This is a genomic window from Dictyobacter formicarum (assembly GCF_016587435.1).
This window is the reverse complement of record NZ_BNJJ01000028.1, coordinates 45,868-62,162: the sequence shown is the minus strand read 5'-3', so window position 1 is coordinate 62,162 and position 16,295 is coordinate 45,868. Positions and strand designations below refer to the sequence as shown.

Sequence of the window (16,295 nt, the reverse complement as noted above, 5' to 3'; positions counted from 1 at the left end):
AAAGCCGCATACATCTGAAGAAGGATCATGGAGAGGTTATGCAACAGGAATACAGATTGATCACGACAGAGCAACAAGCGCATTTTCTTGTCCGCTTTTGGGGTGTGCGTGGCAGCTATCCAACACCAGGATTACATACGATCCGGCATGGAGGAAATACCGCTTGTGTCGAGGTACAGGTAGGAAAACACATCCTTATCTTTGATGCTGGTAGCGGCATTATTGGTTTAGGGCGGGATCTTTTACATCGCTCAAGCGGCAATCTCACTATCTCCTTGTTGCTCACCCATGGTCACGGCGACCATCTTACAGGTTTCCCTTTCTTCGCGCCCTTATTTGAGGGTCGTAGCACCCTTTACCTGTTTGGACCTTCACTCGCGGGCCGGACCGTTGAACAATTGATCACCCCGCTTATGTCTTCTCCCTATTTCCCGGTAGATATGCGCACACTCCCTTCGACTCGCCTGTTTCATACACTGACCCGGGGTGAAGCCATTACCTGGCATCACGGAGAGGACACTCCTTGCATTGGCAGGCATAACGAATATGATAGGGCCACAACCGAGATACGCGTATCGACGCACTACACGGCCAACCACGGCCCTGATGGACTCATGATATATCGCGTTGAATATGCTGGTCGCAGCCTGGTCTATTGTACCGATGTCGAGTGGAAAGATCATTATCCCTCGGCCTGCGTCAACTTTGTACGCGGCGCGGATCTGTTAATCCATGATGCCCAGTATACATATGAGGATTACCAAGCATCAAAACATGGTTTTGGCCATAGTACCAGTGAAATGGCAGTGGGAATGGCTCGTAAGGCAGAAGTCGCAAAACTGATTTTGTTTCACCACGATCCATCCTATAATGACGACAAATTAGATTGGATAGAGTCTCAGGCACGAAAACAGTTTGCTTCTACCCGCTCCGCCTACGAGGGCATGGAGATTGATCTCCTGGCAGCGCGTATCCAACAGCCACCCAGAGTGCAGGAAGAATACAGACCTGTTTAATATTTTATTGTCTTTACGCAAGTTGTTCCAGTACACTTCTCTTAGAAGGACGATATTTCGTCAGGATGACGGGATAAGCAACCTTCATTGTAACGCGAATCATCTATTTACAGCATCAACAATGAAAAGGAGAATGAGCAATGACTGCCCAATTTGATCCAATCAAAGCCCTGGAAGATGCCGGACTTTCTTTTGATCGCGTCTCCGATGCCGAGCGTGAAGCACTCAAGCAACTCACACCGGAAGAAGTACGCGTATTGGTCAAAGTACGTAAGCAGATGGAAGAAGTACACGAAGTCATCGGTCAGGCCGATGTAGCTGGCGGCATCGGCTTGTAATATGATGCATGAGTCATCCTACGTTCTAAGCGAGACGTTCACAGACGTAGGATGACTTGTATTCAGAGAACGATCAGAGCCATGCCTTCTATACAAGTATACTGACATAAACCTGGTAAGGAAATCCCAGAGCTCGCTATAATATCTATCTCCCCACCCATCCAGAACAACAAACAAGAATTTCACCCCTGCTCCCGACATGCCTTACTGATCATCCTGAATGAGCCCTGTTCCATTAAGAAATGGGATAAATATTTAATGTCTTCTGTCTGGGAAACCATTATTTTTCCGCCTCATCGTTATTTGCTATTCCATGCATCCAGATGCGCTTCATTTTTTGAAGCTTTCTACCAAAGCATAAATAGCGTTCTTACAGAGCTCACGTCTATCCGCAGGCACATCCCTTAGCAGTTGATCTAGCTCACTCAGCTTTTCACCGTCATCTAGGGAGAGAGCAGCGATTTCAGTCAGGTAGTTCGGGTACAGATTTTGCTGTCCGTTCTCGATATTCTGCCGGATCTGGCGATCTAAGCCGAGCACGCGGGCGGCCTTCATCAGAGGGATGTCCAGCGCCAGCACGAGAGGAACAAATGTCGAGATAGAGACTCGCTCAGAAATAGAGTGAATAAACATGCCGATCAGGGATTCATTGACATCAGCAGCTTCTGCCAGATTCTTTTGCTTTCAACCACGCTCAGCCATGGCTTCGACGATTAAATGATTAAAAGCGGCGCGTTGACTCTCACTAAACTCCATATTAGCCATGTTGCTGCTCCAAAAATAAGAAAAGTATGCGCATATCTTACTCGCAACGCATACTATGCCAAATTAGATATTGCTAATCAACGAATTCGTATTTGAAATGAGCGATAGTAAACCTTCCGCGCCAGCCTCGGTACACCTTGAATTAGTTGAGGAGCATCTTCAGATTGGGGAGCATCTCGTAGATATCCTGGAGGGGTTTGAGCAGTGATTTCGCAGCGTTGGTTTCGGTCATGCCATAACAGATCTCGACTTCATCCATGTGCATCTGCGCTATCACGCGGCGCATGACTTCAATGGGGCAAGGAGAACCGGCCATGACCCCGGTGCGCAGACTGGTCAGGTTAAACTGCGAGAAATCAGGATGGTTCAACTCGGCGATGAACATGGTCGGCACGCCATATAACCCACGAGTTGCGCAATGAGCCTGTAGAAGAGTTTATCACTCGTAGATGAGATAAAAGCCGAGAGGAGATGACGCTTCCTGGCAGAAAAATGACCGAAAAGAAGTGTGAAAGCGGGGAAACCAGGAAAAAAGGCCACAGGAATTCCACACGGAATGCTTGGCCGTTCCGCCGAGAACGCACAGCATCGTGGTGACAGAGATCGAACGTTACATGCTCTCAAGACCGAGAAACGCAGCAAAGGCCTCGGGAATGCCGAAGAGCGTGATCCTTACCAGTGCCGCAGTTGGGGTCCGTTCATTGCGAGCCCGCCGTTCGTGAAAGGTCAGCCGCATATGCGCCCGTTGGGCGCGAGAAAGCACACCCGACGATGCGTCGCAGGGAGGCACAAGCGCAGGATGAACCGCCACATCCAGGCGTTGATAACGGACCAACTGGATGCAGGCTCGACGCGAGCGCCTGCGACTCCAATCCCGCCACAGCAGCGGCTCTTCGCCGATCGCCCGGGGATGCAACAGGAGACTCACCTGGCGCGGCTTCGCGGTGGCATGTCCCTCCCACTGACACTGCTCTCGCAACGGGCAGGGACGACAATTGCGAATACTGGCTCCATAGACCAGGCGCAGACTCCCATTGGCCTCCGGGCGCCGTTCTTGCAGCACCAGTGACGCTCCCGCAGGACAACGTAAGGTCCCATCGGGCTGGCGCGCAAAGTCCTTGCCTGAGAAACGACCCGCTTTCCAGGACGAGGCGGCGGTGGCGGGAGCATAGCCGGAAGCAGAACCAGGCGCCTGCTCCTGGTGGGCTGGCGCAAACTCCGTGGTGCGGACCGGCTCGGCAAGCAACTGCTGACCCAGTTCCAGACGCAGATTCCAGATCCATTGACTGATGATTTGCCAGGCTTCTTGCCCCCAGGGGGCATGGCTACACCAACGATCAGGGTCCTGCTCGAGATCTTCATCCCACAGGGCTGGCTCAAAGGAACCACGATGCAGATAGAGCGCCATGACATCTGCCGCCGTGAAAGCTGTCGGTGCCAGATTGGTGAAGAAGAGCTCGTAGACCACGCCATCACGGGTGATGCCAATCCGACTTTTCGTGGTGCCTGCCGGGTGGGTGGCCACAATGATCCGGTAGCGCTTCCCGCCGCCGTCCAGGGGCAGATTTGGGCAATCGTAGAGCGTGCGCACCATCCCGCTTTCTGGCAGCGTGAACGGCTGATCGGGGGGCAGGCAAAGGCGTGCCTGGATCTCGGCTTGATCCAGGAGGTGATAGTCTTTGCCACGTGTGACGTAGCGCATCTCTCCCAGATCAGTGAGGACCGCTCTGGTGCCATATTGACCGTCAAGGCGCACGAGCAGGCGTGAAGGAGGCAGATGGATCGCCTGAGCATAGGTCTCGATGGCCGTCAGCGCCCGACGCAACTCGAGACGGTACTGGCCATTGCCCGGGTTGCCAAAGCTGGCCAACCAGTGATGGGTATGGGCTTGCAGGATGGTCGTTCGGCTGCGGACCACTTCCCCCCGCTTGCGTCCCGTGTAGCCTGGTGCACAGAGCTGCTGGAGTCGTCGGACTGGGGCGGGCCGATCCGCCGTCTGCGGCAAGGCTCGTTGGCGAGCCGCCTCTCGGGTGCCATCCACATCAAAGACCAGCAGATGGTCCCCTTGCCGGTCCCACAACCCACCTGGCAGTTCTTCGCTGGTCAGAGGGCGAGCCAGCAGATCAGCGAGGAACTGGGTGCGCAAAGCTTCAACGGGAGCCTGGTCGAGGGAGGCGAGAAAGCGACTCAGGGTCGAACGAGCAGGCAGGCGATCGCGCCCGAAGAGCGCCATGAAGGGGCTGGCCCAGGGAGTCATCTGTTCGTAAAAGGCTTCGAGGGTGCGCTCACCGCTGATGGCGTAGCCAAAGAGCACGGCGACAAAATCAATCACGTCGTAGTGGCCGAAACGCCGACGCGCAAAGCGCACCTGCTCTTCAATGGCGGCAAGCACGCCGTGACGCTGCATGTGATGCACGATCACGGTGAGTTCGCCGAACCAACAGGGCTGCGCTGGAGCCGATTGAGCACAGGACTGGATGTTGATCGAAGAATACGCGATACTGGTCATGAGTCCTCCTTACGGAAAGGCGAGTTGTTTTTTCCATTTCCTTTCGTAGGGAGGCACATTTTTCGGGGTGAGCGCTACTTGGGCTTAGCTCGTTGCGCAACTCGTGGGTATAAGGAGGTGCAGCGTTCCTCCTGGACCGTCTGTAAAACCGCGAGCGGCTCAAAGCCTTCGGAGGGATAGACCATGGCCGCTCCATGGGTAATACACCCAAGGTTGCCCATGACCATGCCGAAGCAGTGATACAGCGGGACCGGGATGCACATTTTGTCCTGGTTGGTGATGTTTTGCAGCCGGGCGACGAAATAGCCGTTGTTGAGGATGTTATGATGACTGAGGGTCGCTCCCTTGGGAAAACCAGTGGTGCCGCTGGTATATTGAATGTTAATTGCATCATCGAATTCTTGCTGCCGCTGCACGCTTGCCAACTGCACGGCGTCAACCTCATGTCCCAGGGCCATCATGTCGGACCAGCGATACATGCCCGCGACTTCATGTGTGCCCATATGGATGACGGTGGTCAGAGCGGGCAATTTCGCTGCCTGCAACTGGCCGGGCTCGCACGTGCTGAGCTCAGGGGCCAGCATCTGTACCATCTCGATATAGTGAGAACTTTTAAATTCGGGAGCCAGGATCAAAGCCCGACAACCGGACTGCTTGAGGACATACTCCAGTTCGTTGAGGCGATACGAAGGATTGATGTTGACCAGGATAACGCCGATCTTGCTGGTAGCGAACTGCGCTATACACCACTCAGCACGATTGGGAGACCAAATGCCCAGACGCTGTCCCTTTGTCAGACCCAGCTGCAATAATGCTCGAGCACACTGATTGACTTGCGCCTGCAACTCGCGATAGGTCAATCGGATCTGCTGCTGACGAACAATCAAAGCTGGATTATCGGGATAGAGCGCGACTGTTTGATCAAACATATCGCCAATCGGCAAACCGAGCAGGGGGGTGTCACTGGTAGCACTAGTATAGCTCAGGCGTGGAATAGAAGACCGTGTAGATACGGCATTAGAGTTCTCATGCGACATTGTCATGGTTCCTTCATCTCTGTGGAAATTTCAGCGACAAAGTTTCACTCACTATATGGACGACCATAGGGCATTTAACGAGCTTGGTACTTAGCATCAAGCGTAACCAATACCCTCTCAAAAATCAAGCGCTATGACAAACCGTTCGCCGACTGCAAAAACATAAGAAATCCTTTTCATGATATCCTGGCATCCATACACCTCTTCGCGGGATAAATAGAGATGTACATCCCGCTCAACAGAGAAAAAAAGCGAATTATCATGAAGAAATTAGCTTCATACATCTATTGACAAATCCAATAATGATCGGGTACTATTTTTACGATATTTTATGTGAAAACGTTTTCACATAGAGCTGTGTAAAATGTTTTCGGTAAATGTTGAGAATGTTTTCAATAAGCAGGGAGGCTTTCATTGATTAAATGTCTTACGGGTATCTTCTGTACTGCCATGCTCGTCGTCATGGTAGGCATCCTCTTCATACGTGCCCATGCAGCACGTGTTGCGACCATGTCTTCACGAAACGCATCTATTGTTACTGCCACGGTCTACGGAGGGGGCTGAGGCAGAATGCAGATTATTGTATGAATTTATGTGAACATCAAGGAGGCAATTACCTGCGCGTCATTGGAGCATTCGGCATGCTGCTTTAGCAGATAGTTTTATTATTGGACGATAAAAGGATGTAACTCATGGATGAGATTTTTGCAAGGCTTCTGTCCAGTAACGCTGTACAAAAGCTTCGATCCGCTCCTTCTTTTCGACTTTTTAGGGTATTTCTCCTCATATGCCTTACGCTGAGCTATCTTAGTATATCTGCGTCAGCGATGGCGGCTTCCCAGCCGTCTTCCTCGTCTGAGTTCCCTATCCCACCGCAACCAACACCTGGAGGCTGGCAAACGGTACACTATGGCAGCGTCAGTCTCGCTGTCCCTGCCTCCTGGCCAGTGTATGATCTCAACGTTCAGCATAAACGCTGCGTGCTTTTCAACGTTCACGCCATGTATTTGGGGCAGCAGGGGCCAGACGCTCTTTGTCCTGCTCATGCTATTGGCAAGGGCGAGGCGCTCCAGATTGAGCCTCTGGCCACGGCTAACCCGGCCACGATCAGCTCGGCAACCCTTGCAACAACTGTGGCTGACGTGCCGGCGAAAGTCAACCCGTCCACTCGCCTCAACCACACCTTCATCGTCGTCCTTGCCAACGCTGGCGTGGTGATACACGTATCGTATAAACAAGCTCCCAACCAGGCCCGGCAGATTTTAGGCACATTGCAGGTTTCCGCGCAGAGCAGCAGCACGCCAGTGCCGTCCACCAGTACGTCGACAACGACCACGCAAAAAGGGTCTCACGTGCAGCCGCACGTTGTTAACCCACCCAATGAGTACTCAGGTGTGTATCAGGGCCAGGGGTTTGACACCTGTGCTGCTCCCTCGACAGGAGCCATGTCGGCCTGGTTGAGTTCTCCTTATCGAGCAATTGGCATTTATATTGGGGGAGCTAACCGCGCTTGTGGCGATGGGAACCTCTCCAGTTCCTGGGTGGATACAGTGACAAGCAACGGCTGGAACCTGATGCCGCTCTACGTTGGGTTGCAAGCGCCTTGTACTAGCTTTGCCACCATTGATCCCAATCAAGCCGCTGCGCAGGGAAGTCAGGCGGCTGACGATGCGGTGAACCTGGCGAGGGGGTTTAGCCTGCCCACTGGTACATTGATTACATTCGATATGGAAAATTATAGCAGGGGCGGTTCGTGCAGCCAGACAGTCATGACCTTCTTAAGTGCCTGGACACAAGAGTTGCATGCCAGAAACTACCTTTCCGGTGTCTATAGTAGCGTAAGCTCCGGCATCAGTGATCTGATCAGCTATGCTGGGAGCATACAAGAGCCTGATACGATCTATTTTGCCAGGTGGGATGGCGCTGCAACCACCAGCGACTCAGCTATTCCTTCGCAGGACTGGTCACATCATCAGCGCATTAAGCAATACGAAGGGGGTCACAATGAAACGTATAACGGCGTGACCATTAACATTGACACCGATCAGTTTGACGCAACTCTCTATAACCGTGCTGGGAGTTCCACTCATCATATGCCCGGTTTTAGTCAGTTCGGTACAGATCGATACCAGTTGCATACCGATGGGTCGATCTGGCTCTATAATGGTTCCCCTTCAAGCTGGCAGCAGCTTGATAACAACCCGCTAACCGTCGCCATTACGGCTGATGGGAATGGTGGGCTGTACCAGTTACATAGCGACGGGGAGATCTGGAAGTACGTAGGCCCTCCCATGAGCGGAAACTGTTTCTGTGGCTGGCAACGGCTCGATAACAACCCGGCTACCACGGCGATTGCCGTCGATGGGAAAGGTCAGCTCTACCAATTACATAACGATGGAACGGTCTGGCTCTATCAGGGCCCTCCGATGACCGGCTGGCAGGAACTGGATAAATGGTCCGGCAACGTTGAGCTGGCCACTGATGGCCTGGGAGGACTGTATCTCTTGCATAGTGATGGATCGATCTACAAGTACCAGGGCACGCCCTATAGCTGGCAGCAGCTTGATAACAATCCGGCGACCATCGATATTGGAGCTGATGGCAAGGGCAACCTGTATCAACTGCATAATGATGGCACACTCTGGCTCTACCAGGGCACACCCATGACCGGCTGGCAGGAACTGGATAACTGGAGTGGCAACATTGCCTTTGCTGCTGATAACGTGGGGAACCTGTATGTGCTGCATAGTGATGGATCGATCTGGAAGTACCAGAGCACACCCATGACGAACTGGTTGGAGGTGGATAACAATCCAGCGGCCGTTGCCATTGCCGCCGATGGCAATGGGGACCTCTACCAATTGCATAACGATGGGTCGATCTGGCTCTATCAAGGTCCGCCCATCACCGGCTGGCAAAACATCGACAATTATTGGCAAACCACTGCTCTCTCCGGAGCCTATTAATAAGTAAGGGGAGAAGGTCCTCTTCTCATTTAGACATCCAGCATTCCGTATAACGAGCAAATTGCTCGTTATACGGACTGGACTCGTAATTTGTCTTCTCTTGTTGGAAGACACCACTACCACAAAGGAGAACGCATGGATACGGATGTATCTCTCTTTTCAAAGTTGAAAAACAACAATTTTTCGCGGCGAGATTTCTTGAAAGGCAGCAGGGCTGCCAGCATTGCCACCCTGGGAGCAGGAAGCATCGCAAGCGTGCTGACCAGTTGTGGCGGAAGTGCGGGGGGCAGGCGTCTTCTGAACCTCTATCATTCTGGAATTTCTATGGACCTGGAGGACAGGTCAAGGCGCAGAGTCAGTGGTTTGTTGATGCGACAAGCGCGTGGAACAAGCAGAACAGGACACAGATCAAGTTACAATACATTCCGACGACAGATTATGTTGGTGGATCGAAACTTCAGACCGCCTTTGCCTCCGGGTCAGGGCCAGATATTTTCCTCATCAGTCCCGGCGACTTTTTGCGCTATTATAATGGCGGAGTACTCTATGACCTCACACCCTATATCGCCAGCGACGCACAGTCGGATCTCGTTGCAGGAGTGATGGGGACGCGCATGGTCAATGGTAAAATCTATGGTATTCCCATGGAAGTTGAGCCAATGGCCTTCTATTACAGTATTGATGCTTTTGAAAAAGCCGGGCTTTCGGAAAGCGATATACCGAAGACCTGGGATCAGCTTCTCGAAGTGGGCGCGAAACTGAAAACAAACAAACGCTACGGCATCTTGTTTGAGACTGCTCCAGGTTACTATCAGAATTTCACCTGGTATCCCTTCATGTGGCAAGGCAAAGCAGATGCGGTCGACCTGGCAACGAAGAAAAGCAGTTTCAATTCGCCGGGGACGATCCAGGCGCTCAAATTGTGGCAAGATGCTGTCAAACAGGGTATCTCGCCTCGTACAACGCTGGGTACAGGTGGAGGTGATCTGGTGGGGAACCTTGCGGCCGGATACTGCGCGATCCAAAACGTAGGCATCTGGGGAATTGCTGACTTGAAGGCGAATGCTCCACACTTCAAGTATGGCGTGTTCAAACTTCCCATACCTGCGGGGGGCACCTACACGACGGTCGCTGGCGGCTGGGCCTTTGTCGTGAATGCGAAGGGAAAAAATCCGCAGGAAGCCGCGAAGTTTTGCGCCTGGGCACTAGCCTCAACGAAAACGGATTCCATCCAGCGCGGCGTAGATTGGATTAGTAAAGTGAAATCCGATGTTGCTCCACGCAAATCGGTCATGGATCTGGCGACTCAGAATGGAGCCTTTTCTAGCGGACCGATGAAAGTCTTTAAGGATGATGTCTTCCCAGGGGCACGTGGCGAGCCGCGCTACCCGGCGCAGGTCTACAAAGCTATTTCTGACGCTATCCAATCTTGTATGTTGAACGGCGCTGATCCTCGCCAGGCGGCTGAGACGGCTTCCAAGACTATCGACAGCTTTCTTAGTGGATATAATGGAGCGGCGATTCTATGAGCTTTCCATCTCTCCTAGTAAAAGAGAAGGAAGACATGCAAGCGGTGAGAGGCTCCCGGCCCAGGGGCCTCTCACGTAAGCATCGTGAATGGATTGCAGCGTCTTTCTTTCTGCTGCCAGATATGCTCGGACTGCTTATCTTCCTGGGCATACCGATGGTAATGGCTCTGGGCATGGGCTTTTTTAATGTCGATGGCTTTGGCAACATCACCTTTGTCGGGCTGCAAAACTACACGGCCATGTTCTCCGACGCGCAGTTTATGGGAAGTTTACGCGTCACCTTACTCTACATTTTTCTCTTCGTGCCTGGTCTTTTTGTGTGCAGCCTGTTCCTCGCGATACTGGTCAAGCAGAAAATTCCTCTGGTTGGCGTCTTTCGCAGTATGTTCTTCCTACCAAATGTTGTCAGCCTTGTCGTCGTTGGTTTTGTGTGGAAGTTCTTACTGATCGACAAGATTGGCCTGATCAACCAACTTTTGCAGATGGTAGGAATCAGCGGCAATTCGTGGCTGGGCGATCCAAAGCTTGCTCTGGGTACCATTCTGGTGGTTACCATCTGGTTCTGGATGGGTTACTACATGGTGATTTTCCTGGCTGGATTGCAAGAGATATCTCCGGAATATTACGAGGCCGCTCGTTTAGATGGGGCAGGTCATTGGAGCACATTCAGGTATGTAACCTGGCCTCTCCTTAAACCTACAAGCTTTTTTGTGCTTCTTGTGTCTCTCGTTTCGGCTGTTGCTGGTTCCCAGGGTTTCGATCTGATTTTTGTGATGACGCAAGGTGGACCAGCCAATTCGACTTCTCTGGGTATTTTCTATATCTACCAACAGGCATTTCAATTCGGTAACTATGGATATGCCGCAGCGATGGCTTCATTTCTTGTCGTCATTCTGCTGGTTGCTACCATTCTCATGTTCACGGTAACCAAAGGAGGACGCTTTGAGTTTGATTAATCACTCTACGACTACTCGTTCGCAGGCCTTTCGATTGCATCCTGGCAAGATCGGGCTCTTTCTTTTAACTGCTGTGCTGGCGATACTGGTCGTTTTCCCGCTTTTGTGGATGTTATCCAGCGCGTTCAAGGGGTCGTCAGATGAAATGAGTATGAGCCTGATTCCTTCTGCTCCTACACTGGCGAACTTTATTTACGTCTTCACCCAGGTTCCGTTTCTGAGTTACATGCTCAATAGTTTTATTGTCGCTGGTAGTGTAACTATGGGGGCGCTGCTCTTTCACTCAATGGCGGCCTACGCGTTGTCGTGGCTGCGCTTCCCTGGCCGAGATGTCATCTTCCTGGGTATTTTCGCGACCTTTCTGGTTTCTCTCCCGGTGATTCTCGTGCCACTATTCATCCTGGTGAAAATGCTTGGACTTCTCAACAACTTTGGAGGTCTGATTATTCCAGCGCTCTTTAATGCCTTCGGGATCTTCCTGCTACGGCAGTTCTACCTGGGCATCCCTAAAGAATTAGGCGAGGCGGCTATTCTGGATGGCTGCAACCACTGGCAAGTCTACTGGCGTCTGATTATTCCTTTGAGCAAACCAATTCTTGCTGCGCTCGCTGTCTTCTTTTTCCTGGCGAACTGGAATAGTTTTCTCTGGCCTCTGACGATTACCAATAACCAGAGTCTGTGGATGGTACAGATTGGTATCGAAAACTTTCAAACGCAGTATGCAGGCTCCTGGAATTATATTATGGCTGCTTCCACGATAGCGGCTCTCCCTACCCTGTTACTTTTCTTTCTCTTTCAGCGCCAGCTTGTCACGTCGATCAAATCATCTGGATTCAAATAAATCCAGATGAAACTTGATCAAGACATAGTGGATTTCCTGGCTAATCACGTCCAGGCTGCTTTCCCGTCTTCGCTAACATTGCCGTCGTTTCTCTGTTCCCCGTTTTCCAATGTTTTTACCATGCGTACATGGGGACGTTGATAGAGGAAGGTCTGCTGGGTGATAACATAGTGCAGTTGCGTATACAGGTCCAATGCCTGCTTGTTCCCTTGAGCGACATTCAGAGCAATTTTGGGATAGTGGTGCTGGCGCGCCTGCTGCTCCGCAGTGTGCAGCAGGCGCGTGCCGATCCCCTTGCGGCCCCAATTTTTGAGCACCGCGAGTGCATCGACATACCATTCGTCGTCTTTAGCCTCACGTTTGAGCCAGCTGCCAGCGGCGGCGTTGAGCCGTGCCTCATCTCGACCCCCAAAGCTCAAAATCAATCCGATCACCTCTGTGCCCTGTTCGGCGATCTGGATGTTTTGATAGCTAAAACGATTGCCGTCCTGGCGGAAGAAGTCCTGTAAACGCTTGATCCACCCGTTCTCGTGTTCTTCTCGCAGAGGATAGGTGACAGGTGTATGCGTATACGCTGAGGCAAGCAGAACTGCTGCTACCTCAGCGTCACCTGGCTGTGCTGGTCTGATCTGTATCGAATCTCGCATTGTTTTCCTGGAGAGGTTTGCCATCGGTATGTTTGATGGCTGGACAATCTGTACCTGATCACTATACCACACTGCGCGGGGCCGATGCTGAAACGATCTTCACCTGGATTGTGTAAGAGCCGACACATGAGCACTTGACCCCAACCATAAGCGGCTGACCGGGAATACGAAGCGCTAGCTTGCTTGTTCTCTCGGATGTAGCAGATTATTCCACTAGATCTCTTGACTTCAGAGCAGGTACGCATATTCGCCACCAGGGATGTGGACATGTGGAAGTGAGGTTGACCGTATGTCGAAGACAAAGCAAACCAGGCGTGCTACTCCCTCGTCATGTGACACGCTGATCAATGCCATTCCCCTACAGTGACCCTTCCCACGAGGAGGGATTCCTGAGCGTGGAAATGACGCTACACATGTTACCGTTTTTGCCGTTGCGTGAGAGAATAGGTTGCTGTCCGGCGAGTTGCGCCAGGCAGGTGTCGAGAGATGCAGGAACCGAACACGGCTCATGGCTTCCGCCCAGAAACAGGGAAGTTTTGGACAACGGTGTACAAAATATGTGTTCTCTGCTCCTTGAAGCACCGTATTTCTTGCTTTTTTAAGGAGAGTAGTTATGAGAGAATTCCAAGCTGATGGGAGAACGATCAGCGCCTATCTGGCCGTTCCCGAACATGGCAGCGGACCAGGGGTGCTGGTCCTGCATGCCTGGTGGGGCCTCACCGACGTCTTCAAACGGGTCTGCGACCGGCTCGCGGAGGTAGGCTTTGTAGCGCTCGCCCCCAACCTCTACCACGGCAAGACGACCGCGTCGGTCGAGGAAGCGGAAGCGTTGGTCGCGGCACTGAATCAGGATGTGGAGAGGGTGCGCGGCGACCTCGCGGGAGCGATACAGGTTCTGCGCCAACACGCTGCGACACATCCGGCGGGCGGTCGCGGCAAGCTTGCCCTCGTCGGCTTCTCGCTGGGAGGTGCCTACGCGCTCGACATGTCTGTCAACCTGGCCGAGGAGATCGCCGCAGTCGTGAGCTTTTATGCCTCCTACAGCGGATTGGACTACAGCGGCTCAAAGGCCGCATATCTCTGCCACTTCGCGGAGGATGACCCTTTCGAGCCGGCTGAGTCGTCTGCACAGATGGAGCAGGAGCTCCAGGCTGCGGGAAGGCCGGTCACTGTCCATACGTATCCAGGGACCAAACATTGGTTCTTCGAGGAGAATCGCCCCGAGTATGACGCTGAGGCTGCTCGCGTGGCCTGGGAACGTACCATTGAGTTCTTGCATCAACAGCTTGATTAAGCGCTCTCGCTGTGTCGGAAAAGCAGACCAACATGCGAAAATTTGAATTCCTGTCTTTTGGTTCTTCAAACTATTTATATGTTGGCCCTATCTTCCTGTTATCCGGCTTTACCCATTTCGGGCGCCCGATGTTTATAAAAAGAGCGCTGGTAGCCTCGGAAAGACAATATCCAGACGACAAGGACGCGCAGGAGAGAAGGCACCCGAGAAACGAAGCCCATAGGTTCGGAGCTTGCCTCCGATTGCCGCCCTCCGCAAGAGTAGCGGCCCCGTATCCGGGCGCTTTGCTGGGGTTGGATGATCCGGCCACCGGGCACGAGTTCCTCCGAACGCACCTCGCGGCGACGTCCTGCGGGTGCTCCCCAAGGCATCGCGGGGACCTCTCTCTGGTCGAGGGGACGACGGTGATGGAGCCGAACCGGCCGGGCACCGTGTCGCCGCTCCTGCGGAGGGCGACAATCGGGGGCAAGCCCCGAACCTATGATGGGCTTGGCAATCGGGGGCAGGCCCCGAACCTATGATGGGCTTGACAATCGGGGGCAAGCCCCGAACCTATGATGGTGCTCTATTTGATCGACCGTATATCTGATCAAGGCTATGGTGTCTTGCATGTCGCTATCAGGCGCTTCGCCGCTCTCATGTTGCCCTGCCAGGGCGCACTCGATCAGCACGGACCAGCGTTTTCCCAGCGCCCGTTGGACCCAGCGTGCAGCCACAAGCTTAGAGGCTACTCCACCCGTGTCGAGTGTGTACAGAAAGCGACAGAGCATCAAAACGACAAAGGACTGGCTTCCCCTTTGTCGCGCCCAGCCTAACCAGTCGGGATCATCTACCCGCTCTAGCCACTCCTTTCGCGCGATGGCATCCGCCGCCTGCCATAGATCGCTTTGATCAACGGGGGCAAAAAGCTGGTGTGGATTGGGTCCCACTACTCTCACTCCATGCTCGCGCAGGGTATGACGTTGAAAACTCCAGCCAATTTCGAGGGGACCTTTGAAGAGCGGCCTCTCCTTCTCGACCTGGGGATAGCAGGCAGTGGTTGCAGTGGTGTGCTGCAGGGCATCCTGTGGAATATAGGCCGCCTCTATCTTTCCCGCCCACGGTGAGCCACTGTGATCAAAGCGCTCGTGCAGATCCTGAAGCCCCTTAAAGAGATCATCCGCAAGCTCGGCATCGGTCACGACGATAAAATCAATGTCGCTACTGTGCGGATCAAAATCACCAAGGGCCAGCGACCCATACAGATACATGCCCCTGAAGTGACTCCCTAAGAGCGCCTGCAAACTAGCCGCAAAATCGTGCAGCACCGCATTGACATCCGCATATGGCGTCGGATAGGACACAATGGTATCGTTCCCGTCTGTGTGTTGCTTATCCATATATAAGCTCACTTTCATTTATTACATAACCTATAAACACACACGCCTCCGAAACATGAACCAGTTCCCATCCATACGTGGACATACATAGTGCTCTTATTTTTCTTCGGATGGCATCGGTACGCTGTCCAGGTCGACCAGAGGCAGGCTGGTGCGTTCTTTGATATAGCCGAGCAACTGTTGCTGCCAGCGATTATAAGCGGCCTGGTCTAGTACAGGCCGGGTTGCCATCCAGGGCGAGAGCCTGGGGTGGTGTCGCCAGCGTATGATCCTCTGGTGACTGGCCAGTTCATAATAGCGGGCATATTTGTTGGTACCAATCGCGAATGGTGTGGGCGGTCCCTTGTAGGTAGCGAAGAAGCAGATATCTTGCCATGGTAATGGCTCCCCGATCTTATCCAGCGCGGCGGCGATGCCGTCCTCATGCACTTCCACATAGGGCCATTTAGGCTTGTTCCGCCGCACATATGTCACAGTGAGTAGAAATATACTTAATAGCAGAGCGACTCCAATGCTGATCAATAAAGTATAGAATAAGGACAATTCGATATATAATATGCAGAATAATGCCATTGAAATGAAGCAATACGGTAAAAGGATTAGAAAAAAAACACTCATGTGTATATTGACCGCAACTCGGGTGGGCTGCGGCAGCTCAAACGATGCGACAGGTTGATGCAGGGCCAGATAGCGCTCTGGCTGCCAAAATGCTAGCTGTCGTTTTTTTTGCAACCTGCTCCAGTAACGTGACGGCAAATACGAGTTACGTAGAAGTGCGATGAAGTTTAATAAGAATATTAGACATAGAAACGTATCTCTAAAGAAGGTGCGATTTACAAAGATGCTAGCTAGATTTGGAGAAGCCGTTATTATAAACCCTATCACTGAGGAACACATTATAACGATTATAAATCCATACATAATTAATAGCACTGTGATTGGCATCTGGCTCTGTGTGGTTATCTGCGGATCTTCTGGAGTAAAGGCCGTGTTACTAAAATGATTCATATACTGATTT

General features: G+C 52.4%; 14 protein-coding genes and 2 pseudogenes. 8 read left to right on the top strand and 8 right to left on the bottom strand.

All coding sequences use genetic code 11. The features are described from left to right. Nucleotides 1-38 precede the first annotated feature (38 nt). Both JMI88_RS33595 and JMI88_RS33590 read left to right on the top strand, forming a co-directional pair. A complete protein-coding gene (locus JMI88_RS33595) occupies nucleotides 39-1,016 on the top strand; it encodes an MBL fold metallo-hydrolase (protein WP_201366403.1) in 978 nt (325 codons plus the stop codon). 140 nt (nucleotides 1,017-1,156) lie between these two features. Continuing rightward, nucleotides 1,157-1,354, top strand: a complete 198-nt coding sequence (locus tag JMI88_RS33590) for an aroma-sacti cluster domain-containing protein (RefSeq protein WP_201366402.1) — start codon at nucleotides 1,157-1,159, stop codon at nucleotides 1,352-1,354. A gap of 330 nt (nucleotides 1,355-1,684) precedes the next feature. Here the strand turns inward: JMI88_RS33590 and JMI88_RS33585 are convergent, their stop codons facing one another. The 4 genes and pseudogenes from JMI88_RS33585 to JMI88_RS33570 form a co-directional block, all read right to left on the bottom strand. Beyond that, nucleotides 1,685-1,987: a hypothetical protein gene (locus JMI88_RS33585; protein WP_201366401.1), complete on the bottom strand. Its 303-nt coding sequence runs from the start codon at nucleotides 1,985-1,987 to the stop codon at nucleotides 1,685-1,687. A gap of 313 nt (nucleotides 1,988-2,300) precedes the next feature. Then, a pseudogene (locus JMI88_RS33580) lies at nucleotides 2,301-2,525 on the bottom strand (AMP-binding protein); the annotation flags it as partial. 204 nt (nucleotides 2,526-2,729) lie between these two features. Beyond that, nucleotides 2,730-4,628, bottom strand: coding sequence for a hypothetical protein (locus JMI88_RS33575; protein ID WP_201360255.1), 1,899 nt, complete (start codon nucleotides 4,626-4,628; stop codon nucleotides 2,730-2,732). A gap of 74 nt (nucleotides 4,629-4,702) precedes the next feature. Further along, entirely contained in the window at nucleotides 4,703-5,665 is a 963-nt protein-coding gene (locus JMI88_RS33570; protein WP_236023181.1) for an AMP-binding protein, read from the bottom strand. Between the two features lie 827 nt (nucleotides 5,666-6,492). Here JMI88_RS33570 and JMI88_RS33565 point away from each other — a divergent pair. The 5 genes and pseudogenes from JMI88_RS33565 to JMI88_RS33550 all read left to right on the top strand — a co-directional run bounded on the left by JMI88_RS33565 (nucleotide 6,493) and on the right by JMI88_RS33550 (nucleotide 11,957). Then, on the top strand, nucleotides 6,493-8,631 hold the full coding sequence (locus JMI88_RS33565; RefSeq protein WP_201366399.1) for a glycoside hydrolase domain-containing protein: 2,139 nt from the start codon (nucleotides 6,493-6,495) through the stop codon (nucleotides 8,629-8,631). Nucleotides 8,632-8,766: 135 nt separating this feature from the next. Beyond that, nucleotides 8,767-8,850: pseudogene (locus JMI88_RS40975) on the top strand (hypothetical protein); the annotation flags it as partial. Between the two features lie 47 nt (nucleotides 8,851-8,897). Continuing rightward, a complete protein-coding gene (locus JMI88_RS33560) occupies nucleotides 8,898-10,160 on the top strand; it encodes an ABC transporter substrate-binding protein (protein ID WP_201366398.1) in 1,263 nt (420 codons plus the stop codon). A gap of 35 nt (nucleotides 10,161-10,195) precedes the next feature. Then, nucleotides 10,196-11,116: a carbohydrate ABC transporter permease gene (locus tag JMI88_RS33555; protein ID WP_201366397.1), complete on the top strand. Its 921-nt coding sequence runs from the start codon at nucleotides 10,196-10,198 to the stop codon at nucleotides 11,114-11,116. 109 nt (nucleotides 11,117-11,225) lie between these two features. Continuing rightward, nucleotides 11,226-11,957, top strand: a complete 732-nt coding sequence (locus JMI88_RS33550) for a carbohydrate ABC transporter permease (RefSeq protein ID WP_373323995.1) — start codon at nucleotides 11,226-11,228, stop codon at nucleotides 11,955-11,957. A gap of 44 nt (nucleotides 11,958-12,001) precedes the next feature. On the opposite strand, the gene JMI88_RS33545 is transcribed toward JMI88_RS33550, so the two are convergent. Next, a complete protein-coding gene (locus JMI88_RS33545; protein WP_201366395.1) occupies nucleotides 12,002-12,604 on the bottom strand; it encodes a GNAT family N-acetyltransferase in 603 nt (200 codons plus the stop codon). 613 nt (nucleotides 12,605-13,217) lie between these two features. Here JMI88_RS33545 and JMI88_RS33540 point away from each other — a divergent pair. Beyond that, nucleotides 13,218-13,898, top strand: a complete 681-nt coding sequence (locus JMI88_RS33540; RefSeq protein WP_201366394.1) for a dienelactone hydrolase family protein — start codon at nucleotides 13,218-13,220, stop codon at nucleotides 13,896-13,898. Nucleotides 13,899-13,996: 98 nt separating this feature from the next. Here JMI88_RS33540 and JMI88_RS33535 read toward each other — a convergent pair whose 3' ends face one another. The 3 genes from JMI88_RS33535 to JMI88_RS33525 all read right to left on the bottom strand — a co-directional run bounded on the left by JMI88_RS33535 (nucleotide 13,997) and on the right by JMI88_RS33525 (nucleotide 15,712). Further along, complete coding sequence (locus tag JMI88_RS33535) at nucleotides 13,997-14,269, bottom strand: hypothetical protein (RefSeq protein ID WP_201366393.1); 273 nt, start codon at nucleotides 14,267-14,269, stop codon at nucleotides 13,997-13,999. A gap of 144 nt (nucleotides 14,270-14,413) precedes the next feature. Beyond that, nucleotides 14,414-15,277: an aminoglycoside adenylyltransferase domain-containing protein gene (locus tag JMI88_RS33530; RefSeq protein ID WP_201366392.1), complete on the bottom strand. Its 864-nt coding sequence runs from the start codon at nucleotides 15,275-15,277 to the stop codon at nucleotides 14,414-14,416. A 96-nt stretch (nucleotides 15,278-15,373) separates the two neighbouring features. Next, nucleotides 15,374-15,712, bottom strand: a complete 339-nt coding sequence (locus JMI88_RS33525; RefSeq protein ID WP_201366391.1) for a hypothetical protein — start codon at nucleotides 15,710-15,712, stop codon at nucleotides 15,374-15,376. Between the last annotated feature and the right edge of the window lie 583 nt (nucleotides 15,713-16,295).

Bases quoted from the DNA above. Each gene is read 5' to 3' on its own strand.
- JMI88_RS33595 (WP_201366403.1), top strand. From the start codon at position 39: ATGCAACAGGAATACAGATTGATCACGACAGAGCAACAAGCGCATTTT.
- JMI88_RS33590 (WP_201366402.1), top strand. From the start codon at position 1,157: ATGACTGCCCAATTTGATCCAATCAAAGCCCTGGAAGATGCCGGACTT.
- JMI88_RS33585 (WP_201366401.1), bottom strand. From the start codon at position 1,987: ATGTTTATTCACTCTATTTCTGAGCGAGTCTCTATCTCGACATTTGTT.
- JMI88_RS33575 (WP_201360255.1), bottom strand. From the start codon at position 4,628: ATGACCAGTATCGCGTATTCTTCGATCAACATCCAGTCCTGTGCTCAA.
- JMI88_RS33570 (WP_236023181.1), bottom strand. From the start codon at position 5,665: ATGTCGCATGAGAACTCTAATGCCGTATCTACACGGTCTTCTATTCCA.
- JMI88_RS33565 (WP_201366399.1), top strand. From the start codon at position 6,493: ATGGCGGCTTCCCAGCCGTCTTCCTCGTCTGAGTTCCCTATCCCACCG.
- JMI88_RS33555 (WP_201366397.1), top strand. From the start codon at position 10,196: ATGCAAGCGGTGAGAGGCTCCCGGCCCAGGGGCCTCTCACGTAAGCAT.
- JMI88_RS33550 (WP_373323995.1), top strand. From the start codon at position 11,226: ATGTTATCCAGCGCGTTCAAGGGGTCGTCAGATGAAATGAGTATGAGC.
- JMI88_RS33545 (WP_201366395.1), bottom strand. From the start codon at position 12,604: ATGCGAGATTCGATACAGATCAGACCAGCACAGCCAGGTGACGCTGAG.
- JMI88_RS33540 (WP_201366394.1), top strand. From the start codon at position 13,218: ATGAGAGAATTCCAAGCTGATGGGAGAACGATCAGCGCCTATCTGGCC.
- JMI88_RS33535 (WP_201366393.1), bottom strand. From the start codon at position 14,269: ATGCCTTGGGGAGCACCCGCAGGACGTCGCCGCGAGGTGCGTTCGGAG.
- JMI88_RS33530 (WP_201366392.1), bottom strand. From the start codon at position 15,277: ATGGATAAGCAACACACAGACGGGAACGATACCATTGTGTCCTATCCG.